The organism is Microbacterium oleivorans, assembly GCF_013389665.1.
GTDB lineage: Bacteria > Actinomycetota > Actinomycetes > Actinomycetales > Microbacteriaceae > Microbacterium > Microbacterium oleivorans_C.
Map to the genome: position 1 here is coordinate 1,799,702 of NZ_CP058316.1, position 24,105 is coordinate 1,823,806.

Genomic DNA, 24,105 nt, shown 5'->3' on the forward strand with positions numbered 1-24,105 from the left:
CTGATCGAGCGAAAGGCGGCGCAGCATGGCCGGGTCGGGTCGCAACGACGCCGCGGGCGATGAGACGGATGCCGCGTGGGCGAGCCGCAAGCCCTCACGACGTGACTTCCTGCGTCGCGCCGGCCTCGGCGCCGCGGGCATCGCGGTCGGCGGATCTGCCGGCGCCGCCCTCACCGCGGCGGTCACGGCCCATCCCCCGGAGTTCGCCCCGCTCGCCGCACGCCATCTGCCGGGCTTCGATCACGTCGTGGTGCTGATGTTCGAGAACCGCAGCTTCGACAATCTGCTCGGTCACCTGTACACGGCCGACGAGAAGACCGCCGCCGACTTCGACGGCATCCTGCAGGGTGACTACGCCAACACCGCCCCCGACGGCACGGCCATCCCCGCGCACGTCTACGAGGGCGCCACCGACCACGTCATGCAGCAGCCGCAGCCCGATCCCGGCGAGACGTATCCGCACGTGAACACGCAGCTGTTCGGGACCATCGATCCCCCCGGCAACGCCGACATCGACCGCAACGGCCTGCAGCCGCCCTACAACGCCGCGGCCCCGGGCGCCACGCCCGGGAACGACGGCTTCGTGCGCGACTACGTCGTGAACTACCGCGCCGCGAAGAAGCGCGAGCCCACCGCCGACGAGTACGCGACGGCGATGGGCGGCTTCTCGCCCGAGATGCTCCCCGTCGTCTCCACCCTGGCGCGCGAGTTCGCCGTCTACGACCGGTGGTTCGCGGGCGTGCCGTCGCAGACGTTCTGCAACCGCAGCTTCTTCCACGCCTCGACCTCGCACGGGTTCGTCGTCAACCACACCGGCGACGACTACGACAAGTGGATCGATGCACCGCCGGCCCCGACGATCTTCAACCGCCTCGAGGACGCCGGCCTGACGTGGCGCGTGTACTACGACGCAACCCAGCTCGTCTCGCTCACCGGCATGCTGCACGCTCCCGTTCTCGAGAAGTACTGGAAGACGAACTTCCGCGTCATGGAGCAGTTCTTCGAGGATGCCGCGAACGGCACCCTGCCCGACTACGCGTTCATCGAGCCGCGCATGGTCTTCAACCACAACGACATGCATCCGCCGTGGGGAGCGACGCGCGACGGCGAGCTCGAGCTGCCAGACGGCAGCCGCATCCGCATCGCCAACAGCGCCGACAGCGACGTCCGCGCCGGCGACAAGCTCGCGCAGGACGTCTACGACGCGATCCGCACGAGTGCGTCGGGCCCCGGTTCGAACGCCATGAACACCGCGCTCGTCATCACCTTCGATGAGCACGGCGGCACCTTCGACCACGTCGCCCCGCCGGCCGCGGCCCCGCCCGACGCGAGCGGGCCCGGCGAGATGGGCTTCGCCTTCGACCGCCTCGGGCTGCGCGTGCCGGCGATCGTGGTGAGCGCCTACACGGCGGCGGGCACCGTCGTGCACGATGAGATGCACCACGGCTCCATCACCAACACGCTGTGCCGCCTGCACGGGCTGCGGCCGCTCACGGTGCGCGACGAGACGGCGAACCCGATCTTCAACGCGGTGAACCTCACGACGCCGCGGCAGCCCTACACCTGGCCGCAGCCGCAGTCGCTCTACGCTCCGGCGAATCCCGAGAAGGGCGCGCACAAGGCGACCGACGAGCGCCACCACAAGCGACCGCTCACCCCGCCGGCGCGCGGACTGCTCGGACTCCTGGCTGCTCGTTTCGACCCGGGCAGCACGCTGCCCGCGACGTACGGCGAGGCCTACGACGCCCTCGTCGAGCACGGCACCGGCCTGTTCGGCGCCTACGACACCCCCTGATCCCCGGCTCCCAGCGTCGAGCACGAGCGGGCGAGCCGGCCGCGCCAACTAGACTGATCGCGTCCGGCATCCCGAGTCCTGGAGTCCAGCCGCGTGAGCACCCCTGTCGCAGATACCGTCGAGAACGCCACCGCCACTCCGGAGCGTGATCAGCCCTACGGCGCCCTGGGCCTCAAGCCCGACGAGTACGCGAAGATCCGCGAGATCCTCGGCCGCCGCCCCACCTCGGGCGAGCTGGCGATGTACTCGGTCATGTGGAGCGAGCACTGCTCGTACAAGTCGAGCAAGAACTACCTGCGCCGGTTCGGCCAGAAGGTCTCCGACGAGATGAAGACCCGCCTCATGGTCGGCATGGGTCAGAACGCGGGCGTCGTCGACGTCGGCGAGGGCTGGGCGGTGACCTTCAAGGTCGAGTCGCACAACCACCCGAGCTACATCGAGCCGTTCCAGGGCGCCGCCACCGGCGTCGGCGGCATCGTCCGCGACATCATCTCGATGGGCGCGCGGCCCGTCGCCGTCATGGACCAGCTGCGTTTCGGCGCCATCGACCACCCCGACACCGCGCGCGTCGTGCACGGCGTGGTCAGCGGCATCTCGTTCTACGGCAACTGCCTCGGCCTGCCCAACATCGGCGGCGAGACGGTGTTCGACGCGGTCTACCAGGGCAACCCGCTCGTCAACGCCCTCGCCGTGGGAGTCATGCGCCACGAGGACATCAAGCTCGCCAACGCGACCGGCGCCGGCAACAAGGTCGTGCTGTTCGGCGCACGCACGGGCGGCGACGGCATCGGCGGCGCATCCATCCTGGCCTCCGACACCTTCGCCGACGGCGGTCCCACCAAGCGCCCCGCGGTGCAGGTCGGCGACCCGTTCGCCGAGAAGGTGCTCATCGAGTGCTGCCTCGAGCTGTACGCCGGCGAGCTCGTCGAGGCCATTCAGGACCTCGGTGCCGCCGGCATCTCGTGCGCCACGAGCGAGCTCGCCGCCAACGGCGGATCGGGCATGCGCGTCGACCTCGAGAACGTGCTGCTGCGCGACCCCTCGCTCACGCCCGAGGAGATCCTCATGAGCGAGAGCCAGGAGCGGATGATGGCTATCGTCGCTCCCGAGAAGCTCGACGCCTTCCTCGCCGTCGTGGGCAAGTGGGATGTCGAGACGAGCGTGCTGGGCGAGGTGACCGGCGACGGTCGCCTGCAGATCTTCTGGCACGGCGAGCAGATCGTCGACGTCGACCCCTCGACCGTGGCGGTCGACGGCCCCGTGTACGACCGCCCCGTCGCCTACCCGACCTGGATCGACGCGCTGCAGGCCGACTCGGCGGCATCCCTCCCGCGCTCGAACGACGCCGACACGCTGCGCGACCAGTTCCTGCAGCTCGTGGCGAGCCCGAACCTCGCCGACACGTCGTGGATCACCAACCAGTACGACTACTACGTGCTCGGCAACACGGCGTTGAGCTTCCCCGACGACGCCGGCATGATCCGCGTCGACGAGGAGTCGGGGCTCGGCTTCGCCATCGCGACCGACTGCAACGGCCGATACTGCCAGCTCGACCCCTACGCCGGGGCGCAGCTGGCCCTCGCGGAGGCCTACCGCAACGTCGCGGTCAGCGGCGCGTTGCCCACGGCCGTCACCGACTGCCTCAACTTCGGCAGCCCCGAGAACCCCGAGGTCATGTGGCAGTTCGGGCAGGCGGTCGACGGGCTGTCCGACGCGTGCCTCGAGCTCGGCGTCCCGGTCACCGGCGGCAACGTCTCGTTCTACAACCAGACCGGCGACCAGCCGATCTTCCCGACCCCCGTCGTGGGCGTGCTCGGCATCGTCGACGACGTCGCCCGCCGCATCCCGTCGGGCTGGCAGGATGCCGGCGAGAACATCTACCTGCTCGGCACCACGGCCGAGGAGCTCGACGGGTCGGCGTGGGCGGACACCGTCCACGGCCACCTCGGCGGTCGTCCGCCGAAGGTCGACCTGGCCGGCGAGAAGCGTCTCGCGGGGCTGATCCAGGCGGCGTCGCGCGAGGGCCTCATCTCGAGCGCCCACGACCTGTCGACCGGCGGCCTCGGTCAGGCCCTCGCCGAGGCGACGACCCGCTTCGGCGTCGGTGCCCGCGTGTGGCTGAGCGAGATCATCGAACGCGACGGCGTGGATGCCGCCACGGCGCTGTTCAGCGAGTCGGCCGGTCGCGTCATCGTGTCGGTTCCGCGCGAGGAGGACGTGAAGTTCCGCGGGCTCTGCGAGGGCCGGGACTACCCCGTCATCCGCATCGGCGTGACCGACGCCGCCGAGGGTGTGACCTCCGTGCTCGACCTGCAGGGTCTGTTCACGGTTCCGGTCGCCGACATCCGTGCGACCTCGCGCGCGACGCTGCCGGCGGCCTTCGGCGAGATCATCGACGAGGTGCCCAGCTCATGACGGGCAGCGACCTCACGCCCCGAGGCGAAGACGACGAGTACGCCGGCTTCGCGCGCGGTCGCTCACGTCGCATGCGCCTGACGGCGTGGGTCGCGATCGTCGCGCTGATCCTCGTCGGCGGCGGCTCGACGGTCTTCGCGCTCCTCTTCGGCTGACCCGACGCCGCACGTGCGGGGCTGTGCGGGAGCCCCGTGTGCGGGAGACGCCGGGCATCGAGGTGCGTAGGCTGAGAGGGTGGATCCGATCCTCGCGCTCGTAGCCGAGTGGTGGTGGATCGCACCGGCGGGAGCCGGGGCGGGCGCCCTCGGTGTGATCGGCCTGCGCCGCGGCCGCCCGTCGCAGCGGCGGCTCGAACTGGACGCCGCGCAGCTCGACGTCCGGCAGGCGCAGCAGGGTGTCACGCAGGCGCGCGCGCAGCTGAAGGTGGCGCGAGCTGAACTGATGCGCGCCCAAGCCGAGAGGTCCACGCCTCGGGCGACGGCCGGTGCGATCCCCGAGGCGCGACGCCGGCTCCAGCTCGCCGAGCGTCAGGCCCGGGCGGCGGTGGCCGACCTGAAGGCGAGGCGGGCGGGGGTGCAGGCGGCACGAGCGATGATGCCGGCGTCGCGGTCCGAGATCGATCGGATGCCGCTGGCCCGGCTCATGGCCGAGCACGACGAGGTGACCGCACGGTGGATGGAGTACGAGACCGATGCCGCCAAGGCGATCGGCTTCCCGATGATGTCCGATGCCCGCTGGCCACCGCTCGAGCTGTTCCTGCGCGAGCATCAGCAGGCCTCATGGCTGCGACCCGCGACCCGCGACGCGCGGATCTCCCCCGCCGACTACAGCGCCTACCGTGAGGCCGTGCGGCGCGCGACGCACGCGTTCGACGCAGCCGAACGCGCGGCCCGCCGCGGCTCGGAACGGGAGCAGCTGCCCCGATCCGACGAGCGCTCGGCCGACTGGACCGAGGTCGCGCACGACCTGTTCGACAACGCGCAGCGCGCCATCGCCCGTTCGACGGAGATGTGGAACCGGGTGCGCCGTGACCGCGGCCGTCGTGACGACGAGGATCCCCGCACGCACCCGGACGGGAGGTAGCGAGCACGCGCTCGCTACGATGGGGCCGTGGGCGAATTCTGGGGGGACCTCGCGAGATTCGCCGGGAGCTACTGGTGGCTGATCTTCTTCATCGGGCCCGCCGCCGGCGGCGCGGCGAAGGCGATCGAGCGGTCCTCGAAGCGCCGACACCAGCGCCGGCTCGAGATCATCCGCGCGAAGGCCGAGGCCAAGGCCATCGCCGTCTCGGCGCGTGAGGCGGCCGAGGCCGCACAGCCCGGTGCGGCCTCGGCGGCCGACGACGAGGGCTCCGACACCCGCACGCGACTGACCCGCCTGCTCACGGCGCACGACGAGCTCACGCATCGTTGGCTCGAGTACGAGCTCGACGTGGCGAAGCTCATCGCGTTCCCGGCGATGAGCGACGGTCGCCAGCCGTTGACAGCGGCCTTCCTCCGCGCGAAGAAGGTCGCCGACGGCCTGCGCCCGCCCTCGTCCGACGCGCGCGTCGGCGCGGCGGATCTGGTCGCGTACCGCGACGCGCTGACCGATGCCGAGGTGGCCTTCGACCTGGCGGAGCGCGATGCCCGCCGCCAGCGCGACCACTCGTTCAGCGAGACCGAGCGGCGACGTCTCGACACCGCCAAGCGACTTCTGAACGTGGCGGTCGACGAGGCGGCCACACCGGCCGAGCGGCGGACGGCTTACGAGCGCGTTCGCGCCGAGCTCGACGGGTTGATCGCGGTGTCGGACGCCGCGATGGAGCGCCTCGCCGAGAAAGCCGCCCTGCAGCTTCCGCCCGCTCGGCCGCCCGTCTCGCCGACGTGAAACGGCCGGCGAGAATCGCACCCGGCGGCGAGAGTCGATGCGTGGCACCGATTCTCGCGCCGGATGCCGATTCTCACCGGCCGCACGAGCACTGAGGTCAGTCGGTGACGAGACCGTCGACCTGCGAGCCGTACTGCTCGAGCCACGCGGTGATGGCCTCCGCCTCGCGGCCCTCGCCGTACTCGTTGACGACCATGTCCTCGAGGGCGCCGTACTGCTCGTCGTCCAGGACGATCTTGCCGATCAGCTCGGCCGCCTCGGGGTACTCCTCGGCGAAGCCGCCGGTGGCGAGGAAGTGCAGCGCCTCGGTGTCGCCCATCGCGCCGCGCGGGTCCTCGAGGTCCTTGAGACCGTACTCCTCGTTCGCCCAGAACGGACGCCACGAGGTCACGACGATGTCGCGCTCCGCGGCGATCGCGGTGTCGAGCTCGGTCAGCATCGCCGCCGTGGACGAGGTGACGAGCTCGTAGGTGCCCTCGAGGCCGTACTCGGGGATCATCGAGTCCTGGGTCTGAGCCGTCAGGCCCGCGCCGGGCTCGATGCCGTAGATCTGCCCGCCGAAGCGGTCGGCGTTCGCGGCGAGGTCCTCGATCGAGGTGATGTCGACGTACTCGGGGACGGCGATCGTGAGCTTGGCGTTGTCGTAGTACGCGCCGAGGTCCTCGATCTGGTCGCCGTAGGTCTCCATGTACGACGCGTGGGTGAGCTCGGGCCACGCCGAGGGGTAGATGTCGACGTCGCCCTGAGCGAGACCGGCGTACAGGGGACCCGCCTCGGTCAGCTCCTGCATCTCGACCGTGTAGCCGATCTTCTCGAGCTGGTCCTCCAGCAGGTACGCGGTGCTGAGGCCGTCGGTCCAGGAGGGGAGGTAGCCGAGGGTGATGGTGCCGAGGCTGTCTTCGCCCCCGGCTCCGGAGCCGCCCTCGGTCTGGTTGCCGCTCGCGCAGCCCGCGAGGGTGAGGGACGCCGCGGCGCCGAGCGCCAGCATTCCGGTGAGGTGTCGCTTGTTCATCGTGTGCCTTCCGTATGGATTCGTTCGTTCCGTATGGGTGGTGGTGCGGAGGGATACGTTCTGGGGGTCGCTCAGACGGCCTGGGCGAGACCGCGCTGGGCGGCTGCCGCGCCCGCCCGGCGGCGGCCGATCTCGCCGAGCAGCGACGAGCGCTGTCCGCGCATGTCGCCGAGCGCCGAGGTGAGGCGGTCGAGGTAGATCGCGAGGATCACGACGCTCAGGCCCGCCTCGACGCCGGTGCCGATGTTGACGGTCGACATGGCCTGGACGATCTCCTTGCCGAGGCCGGGCGCGCCGGCGATACCGGCGATGACGGCCATCGACAGGGCGAGCATGATGACCTGGTTCACGCCGGTCATGATCGTCGGCATGGCCAGCGGCAGCTGCACGCCCCGCAGGATCTGCCCGGGTGTCGCGCCGAAGGCATGCCCCGCCTCGACGGTCTCGGAGTCGACGCTGCGGATGCCGAGCTCGGTCAGGCGCACACCCGGAGGCAGCGCGAAGATGACGGTCGCGACGAGTCCGGGCACGAAGCCGATGCTGAAGAAGACGATCGCGGGGATCAGGTAGACGAAGCCCGGCATGGCCTGCATGAGGTCGAGCACCGGCTTGAGGATGGCGCTGAAGCGGTCGCTGCGTGCCGCGAGGATGCCCAGGGGCACCGCGATCACGACGGCGATGACGGTCGCGATGAGCACCAGCGCGAGGGTCTGCATCGCGGTGACCCATTGGCCCACCCCGAGGATGATCGCGAACGACAGCGCCGTGCCGATCGCGAACTTCCACGAGCGCAGCACCCAGCCCAGCAGCGCGGCGACGACGATCACGACGACGATCGGGGCGTTCAGCAGCAGATCGGCGAGCGAGCCGACGAGCCACCCGACCGCGGTCGAGATGGCTCCGAGGAGCCAGGAGAGGTTGTCGCGGATCCAGTCGACGGCGACCTCGGCCCACTGGCCGAGCGGGATGCGGAAGCCATCCATCAGCGCACCTCCTCGTTCTGGGCGGCCGTGCCGTCGACGGCGGACGCCTCGGCGAGCACCTCGTCGATCGCGGCCTGCGGCATCGGCTGCAGCGGAATGGTGATCTCCTCGGTGGCTCCGGGCCCGGGGCCGAGGGCCGCGAGCAGCGTGATGCGGGGGATGACGCCGACGAGTCGGCCCTCGTCGTCGGTGACGGCGAGCGGCAGCGGCGATTCGACGGCTGGGACGAAGAGGTTCATCAAGACCTCGTCCTGGCTGACGGCCTGCGGCGCGGGCTTGATGACCGAGCCCAGCGATGACTCGCCGCGGCGGACGAGCTTGACGGCGTCACGGTCGGTGACCACGCCGAGCAGCTTGCGGTCGCGCCCCACGACGTAGGCGGCCGACATGAAGGCATCCCGCATCTGCTTGAGGGCGACGCGAGGCCCCGCCGACTCGGCGACGACGGGCCGCGGCCGCTCCATGACGTTCGCAGCGGTGAGGACACGGGCGCGGTCGACGTCCTGGACGAACTGCTCGACGTAATCGTTCGCCGGGTCGGTCAGGATGTCCTCGGGCGTGCCGATCTGGACGATGCGGCCATCGCGCATGACGGCGATGCGGTCACCGAGGAACATCGCCTCGTTGAGGTCGTGCGTGATGAAGATGATCGTCTTCTGGAGCTTCTGCTGCAGTTCGAGGAGCTGCTCCTGCATCTCACGGCGGATGAGCGGGTCGAGCGCACTGAAAGCCTCGTCCATGAGGAGGATGTCGCTGTCGGCGGCGAGCGCGCGGGCGATGCCGACGCGCTGCTGCATTCCTCCGGAGAGCGCCGACGGGAGCTTGTCGCCCCAGCCGTCGAGCCCGACGAGCGCGAGGATCTCCTCGGCCTTGGCGTGACGCTCGGCCTTGCCGACGCCGCGGAGCTCGAGGGGGTACGCGACGTTGGCCGCCACGGTGCGGTGGGGCAGCAGTGCGAAGTGCTGGAACACCATCGCGATCCGCTCGCGCCGGATGGCGCGGAGGCGCGCGGGCGCGACGTCGGTGATGGAGTCGCCCTTCACCGTGATCGTGCCGGACGAGGCGTCGTGCAGTCCGTTGAGCATCCGGATGAGGGTGGACTTGCCCGAGCCGGACAGACCCATGATGACGAAGATCTCGCCGGGCTGGACCGCGAACGACGCGTCGATCACGGCGGCCGTCCCGGCGTCGGAGATCTCGCTGCGCTGGGCTCCGTCTCGCAGCTTCTCGACGACGGCTCTCGGGTTTCGGCCGAACACCTTGTACAGGTTCTTTGCTTCCAGGGCGGGGGAGATCGTTTCCCCCGGAGAAGACGGAGTGGTCACAGGTCACCTCGGCAGCCGGTGCAGGGCTGCAGCGGTCACGCCCGGGTGACGACCCCCCGGCGCACGTCTCTCGACGGCGTCTCGGCCGCGAACATAGGGTTCGCGCGCACGGGCCGCCGACCATACGCTCGCCGGTCTGGCACCCCCAGGGTTTGCCACCAGCGACCGCGGACTGGTCGGGTACGGCCCACCATGGGCCGAAACAAACGTGTCACGTCTCGGGGGAGGTCGCAAATCGACCCGATGATTTGACCTCCGACCGGCCATTCCGGTATCACGCGCGCGTCGCGACGAGAAAGTCGGAGGCTCTTGACGTTGGTGCGGTCATGTGGTTAGCTACTCAAGTGACTAACCACATAACCGGGATGGCGACGTGATCGACGAAGGCAGGCCGCTGTTCCTTCAGATCGCGGAGGAGGTGGAGGACTCCGTGGTCGGCGGCAGTCTCGTCGACGGCGATCGCGCGCCGTCGACGAACGAACTCGCCGCCTTCTACCGCATCAATCCCGCGACCGCGGCGAAAGGGATCAACGTGCTCGTCGACAGAGGCATCCTCGTCAAACGCCGGGGCATCGGAATGTTCGTCGCCGACGGAGCTCGCGCCCGCCTGCGTGACGAGCGCCGCACGGTCTTCGCCGACCGATACATCCAACCGCTGCTCGCCGAAGCCCGCACGCTCGGGCTCACCCCCGACGACCTCGCCCGGCTCGTACGCGAGCGCGCGGCAGACGAACAGACCGACCACCGCCCCGAAGGGACCGACCGATGACCGTCATCGAGGTGAACGACCTCACCAAGCGCTACCGCGACACACTCGCCCTCGACCGGGTCGATCTGACCTTCGCCGAGAACACCATCTACGGACTGCTCGGCCGCAACGGCGCCGGCAAGACCACCCTGATGTCGATCATCACGGGGCAGAACTTCGCCACGACCGGCGACGTCCGGGTATACGGCCAGGCGCCCTTCGAGAACCCTGCGGTGCTGCGTCGCATGTGCTTCGTTCGCGAGAGCCAGAAGTACCCCGACGACGCGACCCCGCGCCATGCGCTGCGGATGGCGCGGCTGTTCTTCCCCCGATGGGATCAGGCCCTCGCCGACGACCTGGTGGCGCAGTTCCGTCTGCCGATGACCAAGGCCATCAAGAAGCTCTCCCGGGGGCAGCTGTCGATGGTCGGGGTCATCATCGGCCTCGCCTCGCGCGCCGAGCTCACGTTCTTCGACGAGCCGTACCTCGGCCTCGACGCCACGTCGCGCCAGATCTTCTACGACCGGCTGCTCGAGGACTACGCCGAGCACCCGCGCACCGTGGTGCTCTCCAGCCACCTCATCGACGAGGTCTCGAACCTCATCGAGCGCGTCGTGCTCATCCACCGGGGATCGGTCCTGCTCGATGAGGAGACCGACGCCGTGCGCGACCGCGCGACCGCCATCATCGGCGACGCCCCCGCGGTCGACGCGTTCACCGCCGGGCGCGATGTCCTGCACCGCGAGCAACTGGGTCGCGTCGCCAGCGTCACGGTGTTCGGCACCCTGACCGAGGCCGACCGCGCGGGCCTGCGGGACGCCGGGCTCGAGACCTCACCCGTGTCGCTGCAGCAGCTCGTCGTCCGCCTCACCCAGCAGTCCGCCGACGCCCCGGCATCCTCCGAAGGAGTCCCGCGATGAACCGCACCCTCAACGTCGCCCGCATGCAGCTGGTGAACAAGCAGACCTTCGTCTGGGTGCCGGCCCTGGTGCTGCTCGGCGCCCTCGCCGTGACGCTCGCGGCCTACGCCGTCCTGCGCAGCTCGGGTATCGCCGACGACACCCCGTTCTACGGAGGCGGGGCGCAGGCACCGCTCTGGTACTTCGCGGTCGTGGGGGCCCAGGCGCTCACCTTGACGTTCCCCTTCTCGCAGGCCATGAGCGTCTCGCGTCGGGAGTTCTTCGCCGGCACGCTGCTGATCGCCCTCGCCACCTCGGCGGCGCTGGCGCTCGCATTCGTCGCCGGCGGCCTCCTCGAGGAGGCCACCGGCGGCTGGGGCATGGACGGCTACTTCTTCAAGCTCGAGTGGCTGTGGGCGGCGGGGCCGGTGTTCGCCGGCCTGTCCTACCTGGCGCTGTCGATGCTCTTCTTCGTCATCGGCTTCGCCGGGGCCACGGTGTACAAGAGATTCGGAGCGCTCGCCCTGACGGTCGTGGTCCTCGGCGTCCTCGCGCTCCTCGTGGGCGCCCTCTGGCTCATCGGCGCCGCCGACGGGTGGCAGACGGTATTCGGGTGGATCGCGGATGCGGGCCCGATCGGCCTCACGGTCGCGACCGTCGCGCTCGTCGTGGTGCTGGCCGGCGCGTCCTTCCCGGTTCTGCGCCGCGCCACCCCCTGAGCGCCCCCTCACTCCTGGGCGTAGATGGCCTGCCGCATCGTCGCCGTCGCGCTGTGGGCCGCCATGCCCTCGGAGTCCGAGATGACCTGCACGGCGTCGGCGAGCTCGGGGGTCGCCGCGCGGCTGATGCGCTGGTATGTCAGCGGCTTGACGAAGCGCGACACCGAGAGCCCGGCGCTGTGCTTGGCACCGCCGGCGGTCGGGAGCACGTGGTTCGTCCCGGCCATCCCCTTATCGGAGTAGGCCACCGTGCTCCACGGTCCGAGGAAGATCGAGCCGTAGTTGCGCAGCCGGTCGTGATACCAGGCGTCGTCGGTCGAGATGACCTCGAGGTGCTCGGGCGCGAGGTCGTCCATCAGGGCCGCGGCGGTCTCGCGATCGGCCGCGACCGTGACCGATCCGTAGTCCCGCCACGCGGGACCGGCGATGGGCTCGGTGGCGAGGCCCGCGAGCTGCCGGTCGACCGCGGCGATCACGGCGCGGCCGTGTTCCTCGGAGGTGGTCACGAGGGCGGCGGGCGAGTTCGGCCCGTGCTCGGCCTGACCCAGCAGGTCGGCGGCGACGATCTCGGGATCGGCGCTCTCGTCGGAGATCACCGCGACCTCCGACGGCCCGGCGAGCAGGTCGATGGCGACCGTTCCGAAGAGCTGGCGCTTGGCCTCGGCGACGTAGGCGTTGCCGGCCCCGACGAGCATGTCGACGGGAAGGTCTCCCAGCAGGCCGAACGCCATCGCGGCGAGGGCCTGGACTCCGCCGAGCACGAACACACGGTCGACGCCCGACAGGTGCGCGGCGTAGACGACCGCGTCGTTCGCGCCGCCGTCGGGCTGGGGCGGGGTGCAGGCGATCACGGTCGGGACGCCCGCGGCCTTGGCGACGCCCACGGTCATGAACGCACTCGCGGTGAGCGGGAAGCGTCCGGCCGGCAGGTACGCGCCGACCCGCGAGACCGGGATGTACCGCGCACCGGTGACGAGTCCGGGCACGAGCTCGGTCTCGAAGTCCTTCAGGTGCGAGCGCTGCTCCGCCGCGAAGGCGCGAGTACGCTCCGATCCGAGCTCGATCGCGGCGCGGAGGTCGGCGGGCAGCCGGTCGCCGCTGGTGGCGATCTGCTCCGCGGACAGCTCGATGTCGCCGCCGGCGTAGCGGTCGAGCGAGCGGGCGTAGTCGAGCACGGCGTCGATGCCACGGCTCTGGATGTCGGAGAGCATGGCCGAGACGGTCGCGATCACCGCCGGATCCCGCTGCGCCGCCGGGGCGTCGATCAGCGGGGTCTTCAGGTGGTGGAAGGAACCGTCGAGGCGCTCGAGCAGCGCAGGAGTGAATCGCATACCGGAACGCTAGGGCCGCGCCATCTCCCCCACAAGACCGATGGTCACGATGCTTTCCATAGGCTTTACCATTGGCTCGTGACGCTCACCCAGTTGAAGGCCTTCCTCGCCGCCCTCGAGTGCGGCTCGTTCACCGCCGCGGCGGTCGAGCTCGCGACGACGCAGGCCTCGGTGTCGGAGCTCGTCGCCCGGCTCGAGCGCGAGTTGGGGGTGCGCCTGTTCACCCGCGGCGGTCGCCGACTCGCCCCCACCGAGGCGGCCGTGGCGCTGCGCGGGCACGCCGAGCAGGCCGTGTCGGCGATCGACAACGGCGTCGAGACCATGCGGGCACTGCACGCCCTCGAGGGCGGCACCTGCACCTTCGGCGTGCTGCGCAACGCTGCGTACTACGACCTCTCCGACCTCGTGCAGCGCTTCCACGAGCGGCATCCGCGGGTGAAGGTGCGCCTGGTGGGCATCAACTCGGCCCTCGTGGCCCGATCGATCGCCGCCGGTGAGATCGAGGCCGGGCTGCTCGTGCTCCCGGTCGACGAGGACGGCCTGCGGATCACCCCGCTCTTCCGCGACGAGGTGCTGTACGCCACCGCGCGCCCAGACGGACCGGCGGAGCCGGTCTCGATCGGGCAGGTGTGCGACGCCAAGCTCGTCCTCTACGACGCCTACGCCGGCTCACAGGACCCGACGCGGCGACAGCTGCTCGAGCGGGCGCGCCTGGAGGGGCGGGTGATCGACCCGGCGATCGAGGTGGAGAACGTCGAGACGGCCCTCGGCCTGGTCGCATCGGGCGCCGCCGACACCGTGGTCTCGCGCACCATCGCCGAATCGGCGTCGTTCCCCGCCGGCATCCGGGTCGTGCCCTTCGCCGAACCGCTCTACGACACCATCGCTCTCGCGCAGCGGGAGGGCGCGTACCTGTCTCCGGCGGCTCGGCGCCTGGCCGAGCTGGCCGAGCGGATGCTGCGCGCACGGATCGCCGTGCACCCGGGGCGCACGGCGATCGAGTGATGTCCGCGAATCCTCAGTCGTCCTCCGTCGCGGTGACCATGACGCCCACGGGGGCGAGGTAGCCGTTGGGGTCGATCATCCAGTCGGCGTCGCGCGCGGCGTCGACGACCTCGGGTGCCCACTCCAAGTAGACCCGGTCGTCGCCGGAGTTGATCACGAGGAGCTCGCCGGCCCCGGACTCCCCCGCGTCGATGCAGCGGAACGCGCGCCAGGCCCCCGCCGGAACCGAGAACGAGTCGGAGGGATCGAGTTCGACCGTCGTGGCGGGGTCGCCGTTGAGGGTCACCGCCCACCGCCCGCTCTTGACGAGGAGCGCCTGGTTCTTGTCGTGGCGGTGGCGCAGGATGCCCTCGTCCTCGGCGGCGCGCACCCACGCCATGTTGAACGAGTGCGGCTCGTGGATGCGCGGCACCTGCCGGCGGTCCTCGGTCATGCCGTAGCCGATCGCCAGGCTGAGCTCGGCGGCGCCGCCGGGCAGGCTCGCGCACAGCAGGGCGTTCGCACTGTAGACGCGGTCGCCCGGCTGGATGACGCGGCCGCGCATGTCCTCGACCGAGTAGGTGGTGAGCTCGTCGACGTACTTCTGCTGGATCGGCTTGATCAGCGCGACGTCGTCGGGCAGCACATCGCCCGCGACGGTGTCGATCAGCTGGTTGTCGGCCGTGAGGTGCAGACCGTACGACTCCGCCTCCTTCAGCACGGAGGGGCCCCAGATGATGCCGCCCGTCACGTCGCGGCCGAGCACGGTCCAGAGGATGCCGTCATCGGGCCCCTCGTTGGTGAACCCGCGGAAGATCCACGTGGGGATCGAGATGATGTCGCCGTCGGTGCTGACGTACTCGCCCTGTTTGCCGTCGATGCCCCATCGGAGACGGAACTCACCGCCGAGGTTGACGAAGACCTCGGCGGTGAAGTGCAGGTGCAGGTTGTTGGAGATGCCGTTGGGCATACCCGCGGCGCCGGTGTTGAAGCCGTGCTCCTCGGTCAGGTTGATGACCTGGCCGGCGTTCTGCGACACGCCGCCGCCGATGAACGCGTAGTTCTCCTTGCGGTCCGAACCGGGCGTCCGGCAGTCGATGAACGCGGCGTTGTGCGGCGCCCAGTCGCTCTTGCGGATGGTCCGGCGGTCGATCTCGGCCCCGTCGACGACGGTGTCGTGGCTCAGTCGATCGGTACTCATGATGGTGTTCTTCCTCCGTGTTTCAGTAGATGTTTCCGGGTCCGATGGGCTCGTCTCCGCGCATGCCCGCGATCTGGGCGCGCAGGGCGATGTCGTCCCACAGGCGCACTTCCTTGACCAGGGCTCCCTGGTGGAACGTGAACTGCGAGATGCCGAGCACGTCGACCGGCTTGCCGGTGAGCGGCCCGTAGTTCGGGACGCCGTTGTAGGCGCCGACGAACTTCCAGGTGACCGCGACCCGCAAGCCCGCGTAGCGGACGTCGTAGTTGGTCTGGATGTCGCGGATCTCGAACTGCCCGGCCGGGAACGACTCGAGGAAGCGCAGCAGCGCCCGTCGGTAGCCCTCGGGCCGGATGACGATGCGGTTGCCGACGGTCAGCAGCACCAGGTCGCGGTGGAAGAACCTTTCGACCTTCTGCAGGTCGCGGTCGTTCCACACCGTCTGGATCATCTCGATGACCCGCTCGACCTCGGGGCGGTGGTCGTCGGGACGCGGACCGGAGTCGCCGACGGCGATCGGGTCGACGGGCGCCGGCTCGGTCCACGAGCCGGTGTAGCCGCGGAAGGCCGAGACGCGGGCGAGCTCGTCGAGGTCGACGCCCAGCGCGAGCGCGCCGGCGAGCGAGTCGCGCACCACCCATTCCTCGACCATGCGTCCCCGACGGTAGAGGCAGTTCGCGATCGTGCGGCTATGCTCCGAGGTCTGCAGGTGGCCCGAGAGCACGAGGTGCGAGCTGAGGAAGGCTTCGTCCCCACGCGCCTCCCAGATCACGTCCTCGGCCTGGCCGGTGCGGTCAGGGGTCGCCGAAATGCGCATGAGGGTTCCCTCGATCACCTCGTCGCGCGTGATCGAGGTGCCGTAGGCGCCGTGCACGATCGAGTCGGGCTCGTAGTTCTCGCGGATGAAGCTGATCGACCGATCCACCCAGATGAGGTCGGTCACCTCCCGGATGAAGTCGTCGGGATCCGCATACGGCTGGTAGGCGACCGGGTCGAGAGGCACTCGGGGCTCCTTAGGGATGTCGGCGCCGAAGCCGGCGCGGCGTCTGATGCTCGCAGTGTATGCGTATGCACAACCACGATGCAAGAGGCGAGGCGGAAGGCGACGACCGCGCGGGCGTCGCCCGCCGTCGCGACGTGGGCGTCAGCGGACGCGCGGCGAGGCGAGGGTGCGACGCTCGACGAAGGTCGTCTCGAACTCCACGTGCGCGTAGTCGACCGGCCGCTCCTCGATGCGCTCCACCATCAGGCGGCCGGCCTCCCGCGCCATGCGGACGTAGTCGTAGGCGATCGTCGACAGCTGGATGATGGGCCACGACGCGGGCGGGAGGTCGTCGAACCCGATGATCGAGATATCCTCGGGCACGGCGGCGCCCATCCGGCGCGCGGCGTTGAGGGCGCCGTAGGCGACGACGTCGTTGCCGCAGAAGATGAGCGAGGGTGGCTCAGTCAGGGCGAGGAGCTCGGACGTCGCGGTGTCGCCCGTCTCGGTGTCGAACGGACCGCGGCGGACGTAGTCGGGGTCCAGCCCGAGACCCCGGGTGCGCAGCGCCGAGCGGAGTGCGAGCTCGCGCGACTGACCGGTGCTCGTGTTCTCGGGCCCGAGAACCGCACCGATGCGCTCGTGGCCGATCTCGAGCGCCCGGTCCACCGCGGCCTGGAAGCCCGGCGATGGAGCGACCACCGTCGCGTCGGCGTCGACGTACGCCGCCGTGCGGTTGAAGTACACGAACGGGAGGCCGCGATCGCGCAGGCGGAGCGGCACGACGGAGTCCACCGTGGTCGTGGCCAGGATGACGCCGTCGAGCCCGTTGGCGATGAGGCGCTCGGCGACGGACTCGTCGGTCGTCTCGGTGTGCAGCACCAGCTGATAGCCGCGCGCCTCGAGCTCGCGGTGCAACGGCGCGATGATGTGCGAGTAGAACTGGTTGCCGAGGTCGGTGACGAGCAGACCGATGCGCCGCGTCCGCCCCGATGAGAGCGCCCGCCCCGCCTCGCTCGGCACATAGCCGAGCAGCGCGGCGGCTTCGCGCACGCGCTTCTTGGTCTCGTCGGACACCCGGGGGTCGTCACGGAGCGCGCGCGAGACGGTCGGTTGCGAGACTCCGGCGAGCCGAGCGACATCTCTGCTGGTGACAGCCATGGACCCCCCCCCTGCAGGCTCGGCGCTACGGCTCGAAGTCTAGCGGAGACTTGACGTTCTGTGCATACGCAGTCATAGTGGCAACATACGTATGCATGGGAAGGATGCACCGATGCCCCTCTACCTGAAGAATGCGCCGACGAAGTCGTTCACCGACACCGCGCAGAGCGACGTCGCCGCGCGGGTGCGCACGATCATCGACGACATCCGCGGCAACGGCGACGAGGCCGTCGCACGCTACGCGGCCCAGTTCGACCGGTGGGAGGCACCCTTCCGCCTCGACGACGACCGCATCGACGAGATCATGGCGAGCCTCGATCCGCAGGTGATCGACGACATCCGGTTCGTGCAGGATCAGGTGCGGACCTTCGCCCAGGCGCAGCGCGACTCGCTCGTCGACATCGAGGTCGAGACGCTTCCGGGCGTCCACCTCGGGCAGAAGCACGTGCCCGTCCAGGCCGCGGGCGCCTACATCCCCGGCGGCAAGTACCCGCTGACGGCATCCGCCCACATGACCATCATCACCGCGAAGGTCGCCGGCGTGCCCCGCGTGGTCGCCTGCACCCCGCCGATCCGCGGTGAGATCCCCGCCGCAACGGTCGCCGCGATGAAGCTCGCCGGTGCCGACGAGATCTACATCCTCGGTGGTATCCAGGCCGTCACGGCGATGGCCGTGGGGACCGAGACGATCGCGCCGGTCAATCTCATCGCCGGCCCCGGCAACGCCTACGTCGCCGAGGCCAAGCGCCAGCTGTTCGGCGAGGTCGGCATCGACCTCTTCGCCGGGCCCACCGAGATCCTCATCGTCGCCGACGACGACGCCGATCCGTTCCTCACTGCCGTCGACCTGCTCTCGCAGGCCGAGCACGGTCCGGAGTCGCCGGCCGTCCTCATCACGACCTCGCGCTCTCTCGGCGAGCGCGTGATGACCCTCGTCGACGAACTCCTCCCGGGGATGTCCACGAGGGATTACGCCGAGCCGGCCTGGCGGGACTGGGGCCAGGTGATCGTCGTCGACGACCTCGACGAGGCCTACGCCCTCGCCGACACGTTCGCCTTCGAGCACGTGCAGGTCTTCACGAACGAGCCCCGCGCCGCGCTCGAGAAGATGCACGACTACGGCGCGCTCTTCCTCGGCGAGAACACCTGTGTCTCGTACGGCGACAAGGTGATCGGCACGAACCACGTGCTGCCCACCCTCGGCGCCGCCCGCTACACCGGCGGGCTCTGGGTGGGCAAGTACCTGCGGACCGTCACCTACCAGGAGATCGTCGACCCGGCGTCGTCGGCGCTGCTGGGCGAGGTGTGCGGCCGGGCGGCGCGGGTCGAGCTGTTCGAGGGCCACGCCCGATCGGGCGATGCGCGTGCGTGGCGGCACGCCGGCACGAGCTTCCCGTGGATCGAGGAGAGCCGGGCGGGCGCGCGGTGACCGACCTCTCCGGTCGGATCGCCCTGGTCACCGGCGGCGGGAGCGGTCTCGGCGCCGCGATCGCAGACGCCCTGCACGGCGCCGGGGCCGAGGTGGTCCTGGTCGGTCGCGACACGACACGGCTCGACGCGGTGGTCGCCCGCCTCGGCGAGCGCGCGCGGCGGGTGGCCTGCGACGTGTCGGATCCCGCTGCGGTCGAGGGCCTGCGCGACGAGCTCGCCCCCACCGAGGTGTCGATCCTCGTCAACAATGCCGGGATCGCCGGTCCCGTCGCGGCGCTGACCGAGGTCACCGCGGCGGATTGGGACGAGGTGTTCGCGGTGAACGTTCGCGGTACCTTCCTCATGTGTCGCGCCTTCCTCCCGGGCATGGTCGCGCGGGGAGCGGGCGATGTCATCAACGTCGCGTCGGTGTCGGGCAAGCGCCCGCTGGCGCACCGAACCCCGTACACGGCCTCGAAGATGGCCGTGCTCGGCCTGACGACCTCGCTCGCGTTCGAGGTCGGTCCTGCCGGGGTGACGGTCAACAGCCTGTCCCCGGGACCCGTGGCCGGCGACCGCATGGCCCGGAACTTCCGGCTCGAGGCCGAGCGTTCGGGCACCTCGGCCGAGAGCGCCGAGGCGGCCTTCGTCTCGCGATCGGCGCTGGGCAGGATGGTCACCGCGTCCGAGGTCGGGGCCGCCGTGGTCGCGATGCTGAACATGCCCGGTATGTGCGGCGCCGATGTCGATCTCTCGGCCGGGATGGTCGCCTGATGCCCGCCCCCTCGGCTCCGCCGCGCGGGCCGTCGCTCCGGGCCCGGGCCGACGCCGGCGAGCGTCTGATCGGCGCGCTGCTGCGGATGCCGGGCGAGGAGCTCGTCGAGATGCTCGCGGTGGCGGACTTCGACTTCGTCCTCATCGACGGCGAGCACGGGCCCGCCGACATCGTGCCCCTCCGCCAGCACATCGCCGTCGCCGCCGCGCACGGGGTGCCCGTGATCGTCCGGGTCGGCGAGGGCGACGCCGGCATGATCCTGCGTGTGCTCGACCAGGGCGCGCAGGGGATCCTCGCGCCGCACATCGACGACCCCGCCGGTGCCGCGGCCGTCGTCTCGGCCGCGCATTACCCGCCGGCCGGTACCCGGGGCTTCGCGACCTACAGCCGGGCCGGGAGATTCGGCGAGACGGATGCCGCGGAGCACCGCGACTGGTATCTGCAGAACACGCTCGTGCTCGGCATGATCGAGTCGCCCGCCGGCGTCGCCGCGGCCGACGGTATCGCCCGCACGCCGGGGCTCGACGGGATCATGATCGGGCCCGCCGATCTCGCCGCCTCGTCGGGTCCCGACGATCCGTCGGTGGCGGCCGCGTCCGCGCGGGTGAACCGGGCGGTCGCGGATGCCGGGCGGCTGCGCATGGACATCGTCGGAACGCCCGAGGCGGCGGCAGCAGCGTTCGCGGACGGCGCGCACCTGGTGGTCTACAACCTCGCCCACTCGCTCATGCGTCATCTGCGCGGGCTGCGCGCGGCCCGCGACTGACCGCGCTCCACCACGCACGCACCGCCGCCCCGACCTCGTCCGGGCGCTCGACCGGCGACAGATGGCCGGCATCGACCGAGACCGGGATGCCGTCGGCCACCGCTGCGAGGATCTCCTCGTGGAACGCCGGCGGGCAGAGGACGTCGTCCGAGGCCGAGAGCACGAGGGTCGGCACCCGGACACGGCGCAGTCCCTCGCGCAGGTCGACGCGCGTGCCCTGCAGGTGCAGCTGCATCGCGAGGGCGCCGGGGGCGGTCTCGGCCCCCATCCGCAGCGTCCGCTCGACCAGGTCGGGGCGCCGTGCCACGACCCCGGGGCCGAGCAGCGCGCCGAGGATCTCGGCCTGCAGGTCGCGCGGCGCGTCGCCGGCGTCGAGCCGCGCGAGCCACCTCCGCCACGACGCACGCTGCGCGTCGGTCGGCGCCTTGGCGTTGGTCGAGGCGACGAACAGCCCGCTCACCCGCTCGGGCGCTCGCACGGCGAGCGCCATCGCCACGATCCCACCGAGCGACAGGCCGCCGATGGCGAAGACCGGAGGCAGTTCGTCCAGCAGCCGCTCGACCTGACGACCCAGATCGTCCTCGGTCAGCTCGGGCGTCCGCGCATCGTCGACGCCGCATCCCGTCCACAGGTCCGCCGTGCAGTTCATCCCCGGGAGCAGGACGAGCGGGGTCACGTCAGCCCTTCACCGCCCCGTCGCTGAGCCCGGCCACGAGGTACTTCTGCGCGATGAACGCGATTACCACCACGGGGATCGTCAGCAGCATCGACGCCGCTCCCGCCTGCTGCAGCATCGGGAGCGTCTGTCCGAGCTGCGTGGCGATGAACACGGGCACCGTCTTCGACGACGAGTCGGTCAGCACCAGCGCCGTGAGGTACTCCTGGAAGGCGAAGAGGAAGACGAAGATCCCCGCGGTGAGGATGCCCGGCCCCATGAGCGGGATCATCACGCGACGCAGCATCCCGATGCGGGTGCAGCCGTCGATCATCGCGGCCTCGTCGAGCTCACGAGGGATCTCGGCGAAGAAGTTGCGCAGCAGCCAGATCGTGAAGGGCTGGTTGATCGCGACGAGCGCGATCGCCAGGGCGAACGTGGTGTCGTAGATGCCGAGCGCCCGACTGATGTCGTACATCGGGAGCACGACCGCGAACCGCGGCAGCGCGCGGAAGATGAGGGCGAGCACCAGGAGCAGCGCCGACACGTAGCTGGGGAAGCGGGACAGCGCGTAGGCGGCGGGGATCCCGATGATCAGGGCGATGACGGTCGAGACGACGGCCACCACCACGGTGTTGACGAGATAGTCGGCGAAGTAGGTGGTCTGCCACAGGTCGACGAAGGCCTGCACCGTGGGCTGGTAGTCCCACAGCACCGGCGGGTTGGCGAACGCGACGTTCGTCGGCTTGGTCACCGACAGCGTCATCCAGATGAACGGGCTGAGCATCACGACGCACAGGATCGCGAGCAGGATGCCGGTGATCACGGGCGGCCGGCCGAGCCGGCGTCGACGTGCGCGCCCGGTGCCCTCGATGTCGCCGGTGGTGATGGCGCGTGTGGAGAGGTCGCCGCTGGTGAGCGTCATCGTTCCGCCCTCGCTTCCTGGAAGATGCCGCGGATGAAGGGGATGAGCATGACGAGGATGAGGAGGATCGTCAGCACGTTGATGGCGCTGCCGAGTCCGAGGTTCTGCGCCCCGTCGGCGAAGGCCACCGAGTACACGTAGAGCATGATCGACTCGTTGCCGATCGCCTGCGCCTGTGGCGAGAGGGGGATGAGGTTGTCGAACATCCGCAGCACGTCCATGATCGAGATGAGCGTGACGAACCCGATGACCCCGCGGATCGTGGGGATGATGACGTTGAGGTGGGTCTGCACCGCGTTGGCGCCGTCGATCGTCGCCGCCTCGCGCAGCTCGACCGGAACGCCCTGGAGCCCGGCGAGGATGATGAGCATCGCGAACGGGAGCATGTGCCAGACGGTGTTGGAGATGACCAGCACGGCGTTGGGAACCTGGTCGGTGAACCAGAGCACCTGCGATCCGCCCAGCAGGCCGATGAACCGGTTGACGACACCGCCGAAGTTGTCGTCGAAGAGCCACGAGTAGGCCACGGCGCCGACCAGGTTGGGCAGGACGTACGACACGAGCATGATGCCCAGCACGAGGGGGCGCGAAGTCGTCAGGCGGTTCACGCCGGTGGCGATGAGGTAGCCGAGCACGAGCAGGATGGTCGTCGTGATGACGGTCACCACGATCGTGAACAGCGCGGCCCGGCCGAAGCGTGCGTCGGTGAGCGCGTCGACGAAGTTCGCCAGGCCGACGAACGTGCCCGGCGTTCCGTAGCGGACGCTTTCGAAGCTCCACTGGATGGTTCGGATGAGCGGCACGACCAGCAGGCCGGCCATGATGACGAAGCTCGGTGCGAACAGCAGCCAGAACTCGCGTGCCTTCATATCGGGAACTCCCCTCGATCGGCCGCGGCCTGGACCTGGATCCAGGCCGCGGTCATCGATGTGTCAGTGCGGTTCGGTGCGGTGGAGGTGCGTCAGCCGACGAAGGCCTCGCCCGCCGCCTGCATCTGGGCCATGCCGTCCTCGACCGAGACGTTGCCCGACAGCACCTGGACGAGGATCGGACGGATCTCGTTGGTCAGGTCGGCGAGGATGGGCGAGACCACGGGCGGCATCGCCGCGGCGATCGAGTCGTTGGCCGCCTCGCCGTAGGGCGAGTTCTCTGCCGTGACCATGCCCTCGCGAGCCGGGTAGGCCGCGGGCACCGAGGCGGTCGACGCATCCTCGCTGACGGCGGAGGCCATCATGACGAAGAGCATGTCGTGGTCGAGCTTGGTGTTGAACGGGATGGACCAGCCGTCGATCGACAGGCGGTTGTAGGCGTACTCGGCATCGTCGCTGAGCTTGGGCGGGGCGGCGAAGGCGAACGACTCGGCGAGGTTGCTGTTGGTGTCGAGGGTGAGGTCGTTCATACGGCCCGAGAACATGATCGACATCGCCGCGGTGCCGTTGTACATCTGCTGCTGCACCTTGGGCTGGTCGAAGGTCGTGACCTGCGGGTCCATGTAGGGGACGAGGGCCAGCATCCCCTCGAGCGCCTGCTGCGCCTCGGGGGTGTCGAGGGTGACCTCGCCGGACTCGTCCACGAAGTCCGCGCCGAGGGAGTTCATCGCGGCCTGGAAGCTCGTGGAGACGTCGGATGTCGCGAGCCACGGCAGGGCGATGGGGTAGGCCATGGTGCCCTCGGCCTGGATCGCCTCGGCGGCGGCGATCATCTCGTCGAACGTGGTGGGGACCTCGAGTCCGAGGTCCTCGAAGACGTCCGCGCGGTAGGCCATGACGAACATCTGCGCCTGCATCGGCAGGGCGTAGAGCTTGCCGTCGTACGACATGCCGGTGCGCATGGACTCGCTGATCTCGTTGAGGCCGTACTCGTCGGCGTACTTGTCGAACAGGTCGTCCAGCGGAACCAGCTTCTCGTCGGTGGCGAGCCCCGGGATGACGAAGCCGTAGGTCTCGACGATGTCGTAGGTGCCCGTGTCGCCCGCGAGCGTTGCGGTGGTCTTGGTCACCTGCCCGCCGAAGTCGATCGGGTCGTGCTTGACGGTGACATCGTCCTTCGAGCAGCTCGACACCATGGTGTTGGTGAACGGATCGATGGCGGAGGAGTTGTAGGCGAGCACGTTGACCGTGGTCGCCGAATCGGGTGCGGTGTAGTCGCAC

The 24,105-nt window shown here is 70.1% G+C and carries 23 protein-coding genes; 12 read left to right on the forward strand and 11 right to left on the reverse strand.

All coding sequences use genetic code 11. The features are described from left to right. The first annotated feature begins 25 nt into the window (after positions 1-25). The 5 genes from HW566_RS08565 (at position 26) to HW566_RS08585 (ending at position 6,079) form a co-directional block, all read left to right on the forward strand. Positions 26-1,795, forward strand: a complete 1,770-nt coding sequence (locus HW566_RS08565) for an alkaline phosphatase family protein (RefSeq protein WP_178012070.1) — start codon at positions 26-28, stop codon at positions 1,793-1,795. A 93-nt stretch (positions 1,796-1,888) separates the two neighbouring features. Then, on the forward strand, positions 1,889-4,210 hold the full coding sequence (gene purL / locus HW566_RS08570) for a phosphoribosylformylglycinamidine synthase subunit PurL (RefSeq protein WP_256728639.1): 2,322 nt from the start codon (positions 1,889-1,891) through the stop codon (positions 4,208-4,210). Further along, complete coding sequence (locus HW566_RS08575) at positions 4,207-4,365, forward strand: hypothetical protein (protein WP_178012072.1); 159 nt, start codon at positions 4,207-4,209, stop codon at positions 4,363-4,365. The genes purL and HW566_RS08575 overlap by 4 nt, the downstream gene beginning before the upstream one ends. A gap of 79 nt (positions 4,366-4,444) precedes the next feature. Next, positions 4,445-5,293 carry a hypothetical protein gene (locus HW566_RS08580; protein WP_178012074.1) on the forward strand — a complete coding sequence of 283 codons (849 nt, stop codon included), beginning with the start codon at positions 4,445-4,447 and terminating at the stop codon, positions 5,291-5,293. 27 nt (positions 5,294-5,320) lie between these two features. Next, positions 5,321-6,079, forward strand: a complete 759-nt coding sequence (locus HW566_RS08585; RefSeq protein WP_178012075.1) for a hypothetical protein — start codon at positions 5,321-5,323, stop codon at positions 6,077-6,079. Between the two features lie 97 nt (positions 6,080-6,176). Here HW566_RS08585 and HW566_RS08590 read toward each other — a convergent pair whose 3' ends face one another. From HW566_RS08590 to HW566_RS08600, 3 genes are all read right to left on the reverse strand, one after another. Then, a complete protein-coding gene (locus HW566_RS08590) occupies positions 6,177-7,091 on the reverse strand; it encodes a glycine betaine ABC transporter substrate-binding protein (protein WP_178012077.1) in 915 nt (304 codons plus the stop codon). Between the two features lie 71 nt (positions 7,092-7,162). Continuing rightward, positions 7,163-8,074 (reverse strand): ABC transporter permease, encoded by a 912-nt coding sequence (locus tag HW566_RS08595; protein ID WP_178012079.1) that lies wholly within the window; start codon positions 8,072-8,074, stop codon positions 7,163-7,165. After that, positions 8,074-9,399 carry a quaternary amine ABC transporter ATP-binding protein gene (locus tag HW566_RS08600; protein ID WP_256728640.1) on the reverse strand — a complete coding sequence of 442 codons (1,326 nt, stop codon included), beginning with the start codon at positions 9,397-9,399 and terminating at the stop codon, positions 8,074-8,076. The genes HW566_RS08595 and HW566_RS08600 overlap by 1 nt, the downstream gene beginning before the upstream one ends. Positions 9,400-9,772: 373 nt before the next feature. Between HW566_RS08600 and HW566_RS08605 the strand changes: the two genes are divergently transcribed. The 3 genes from HW566_RS08605 to HW566_RS08615 are packed head-to-tail and all read left to right on the forward strand — an operon-like array spanning position 9,773 to position 11,765. Further along, the gene (locus tag HW566_RS08605; RefSeq protein ID WP_178012081.1) at positions 9,773-10,168 is read left to right on the forward strand and encodes a GntR family transcriptional regulator; all 396 of its coding nucleotides are present in this window, start codon (positions 9,773-9,775) and stop codon (positions 10,166-10,168) included. Then, positions 10,165-11,067 (forward strand): ABC transporter ATP-binding protein, encoded by a 903-nt coding sequence (locus HW566_RS08610; protein ID WP_178012083.1) that lies wholly within the window; start codon positions 10,165-10,167, stop codon positions 11,065-11,067. The genes HW566_RS08605 and HW566_RS08610 overlap by 4 nt, the downstream gene beginning before the upstream one ends. Beyond that, positions 11,064-11,765, forward strand: a complete 702-nt coding sequence (locus tag HW566_RS08615; protein ID WP_178012085.1) for a hypothetical protein — start codon at positions 11,064-11,066, stop codon at positions 11,763-11,765. Before HW566_RS08610 ends, HW566_RS08615 begins: the two co-directional genes overlap by 4 nt. A gap of 8 nt (positions 11,766-11,773) precedes the next feature. On the opposite strand, the gene hisD (HW566_RS08620) is transcribed toward HW566_RS08615, so the two are convergent. Then, the gene (gene hisD, locus HW566_RS08620) at positions 11,774-13,096 is read right to left on the reverse strand and encodes a histidinol dehydrogenase (RefSeq protein ID WP_178012087.1); all 1,323 of its coding nucleotides are present in this window, start codon (positions 13,094-13,096) and stop codon (positions 11,774-11,776) included. A 78-nt stretch (positions 13,097-13,174) separates the two neighbouring features. Here hisD (HW566_RS08620) and HW566_RS08625 point away from each other — a divergent pair, with 78 nt between their 5' ends. Then, a complete protein-coding gene (locus HW566_RS08625) occupies positions 13,175-14,101 on the forward strand; it encodes a LysR family transcriptional regulator (RefSeq protein WP_178012089.1) in 927 nt (308 codons plus the stop codon). A 13-nt stretch (positions 14,102-14,114) separates the two neighbouring features. Here HW566_RS08625 and HW566_RS08630 read toward each other — a convergent pair whose 3' ends face one another. From HW566_RS08630 to HW566_RS08640, 3 genes are all read right to left on the reverse strand, one after another. Further along, positions 14,115-15,281 (reverse strand): cupin domain-containing protein, encoded by a 1,167-nt coding sequence (locus tag HW566_RS08630; RefSeq protein WP_178012091.1) that lies wholly within the window; start codon positions 15,279-15,281, stop codon positions 14,115-14,117. Positions 15,282-15,303: 22 nt separating this feature from the next. Continuing rightward, the gene (locus tag HW566_RS08635) at positions 15,304-16,284 is read right to left on the reverse strand and encodes a nuclear transport factor 2 family protein (RefSeq protein ID WP_178012093.1); all 981 of its coding nucleotides are present in this window, start codon (positions 16,282-16,284) and stop codon (positions 15,304-15,306) included. Between the two features lie 141 nt (positions 16,285-16,425). Beyond that, positions 16,426-17,424 carry a LacI family DNA-binding transcriptional regulator gene (locus tag HW566_RS08640; protein WP_178012094.1) on the reverse strand — a complete coding sequence of 333 codons (999 nt, stop codon included), beginning with the start codon at positions 17,422-17,424 and terminating at the stop codon, positions 16,426-16,428. A gap of 112 nt (positions 17,425-17,536) precedes the next feature. Between HW566_RS08640 and hisD (HW566_RS08645) the strand changes: the two genes are divergently transcribed. The 3 genes from hisD (HW566_RS08645) to HW566_RS08655 are packed head-to-tail and all read left to right on the forward strand — an operon-like array spanning position 17,537 to position 20,375. Next, entirely contained in the window at positions 17,537-18,853 is a 1,317-nt protein-coding gene (gene hisD, locus HW566_RS08645; protein WP_178012096.1) for a histidinol dehydrogenase, read from the forward strand. Next, positions 18,850-19,608 (forward strand): SDR family NAD(P)-dependent oxidoreductase, encoded by a 759-nt coding sequence (locus HW566_RS08650; protein WP_178012098.1) that lies wholly within the window; start codon positions 18,850-18,852, stop codon positions 19,606-19,608. The genes hisD (HW566_RS08645) and HW566_RS08650 overlap by 4 nt, the downstream gene beginning before the upstream one ends. After that, the gene (locus tag HW566_RS08655; RefSeq protein WP_178012100.1) at positions 19,608-20,375 is read left to right on the forward strand and encodes an HpcH/HpaI aldolase family protein; all 768 of its coding nucleotides are present in this window, start codon (positions 19,608-19,610) and stop codon (positions 20,373-20,375) included. Before HW566_RS08650 ends, HW566_RS08655 begins: the two co-directional genes overlap by 1 nt. On the opposite strand, the gene HW566_RS08660 is transcribed toward HW566_RS08655, so the two are convergent. The 4 genes from HW566_RS08660 to HW566_RS08675 form a co-directional block, all read right to left on the reverse strand. Further along, positions 20,335-21,051 carry an alpha/beta fold hydrolase gene (locus HW566_RS08660; protein ID WP_178012102.1) on the reverse strand — a complete coding sequence of 239 codons (717 nt, stop codon included), beginning with the start codon at positions 21,049-21,051 and terminating at the stop codon, positions 20,335-20,337. The genes HW566_RS08655 and HW566_RS08660 overlap by 41 nt on opposite strands. Before the next feature lies 1 nt (position 21,052). Continuing rightward, complete coding sequence (locus HW566_RS08665; RefSeq protein WP_178012104.1) at positions 21,053-21,955, reverse strand: carbohydrate ABC transporter permease; 903 nt, start codon at positions 21,953-21,955, stop codon at positions 21,053-21,055. Beyond that, positions 21,952-22,824, reverse strand: coding sequence for a carbohydrate ABC transporter permease (locus HW566_RS08670; protein WP_178012106.1), 873 nt, complete (start codon positions 22,822-22,824; stop codon positions 21,952-21,954). The genes HW566_RS08665 and HW566_RS08670 overlap by 4 nt, the downstream gene beginning before the upstream one ends. A gap of 92 nt (positions 22,825-22,916) precedes the next feature. Beyond that, complete coding sequence (locus HW566_RS08675) at positions 22,917-24,020, reverse strand: ABC transporter substrate-binding protein (protein WP_372955799.1); 1,104 nt, start codon at positions 24,018-24,020, stop codon at positions 22,917-22,919. Positions 24,021-24,105: the final 85 nt, after the last annotated feature.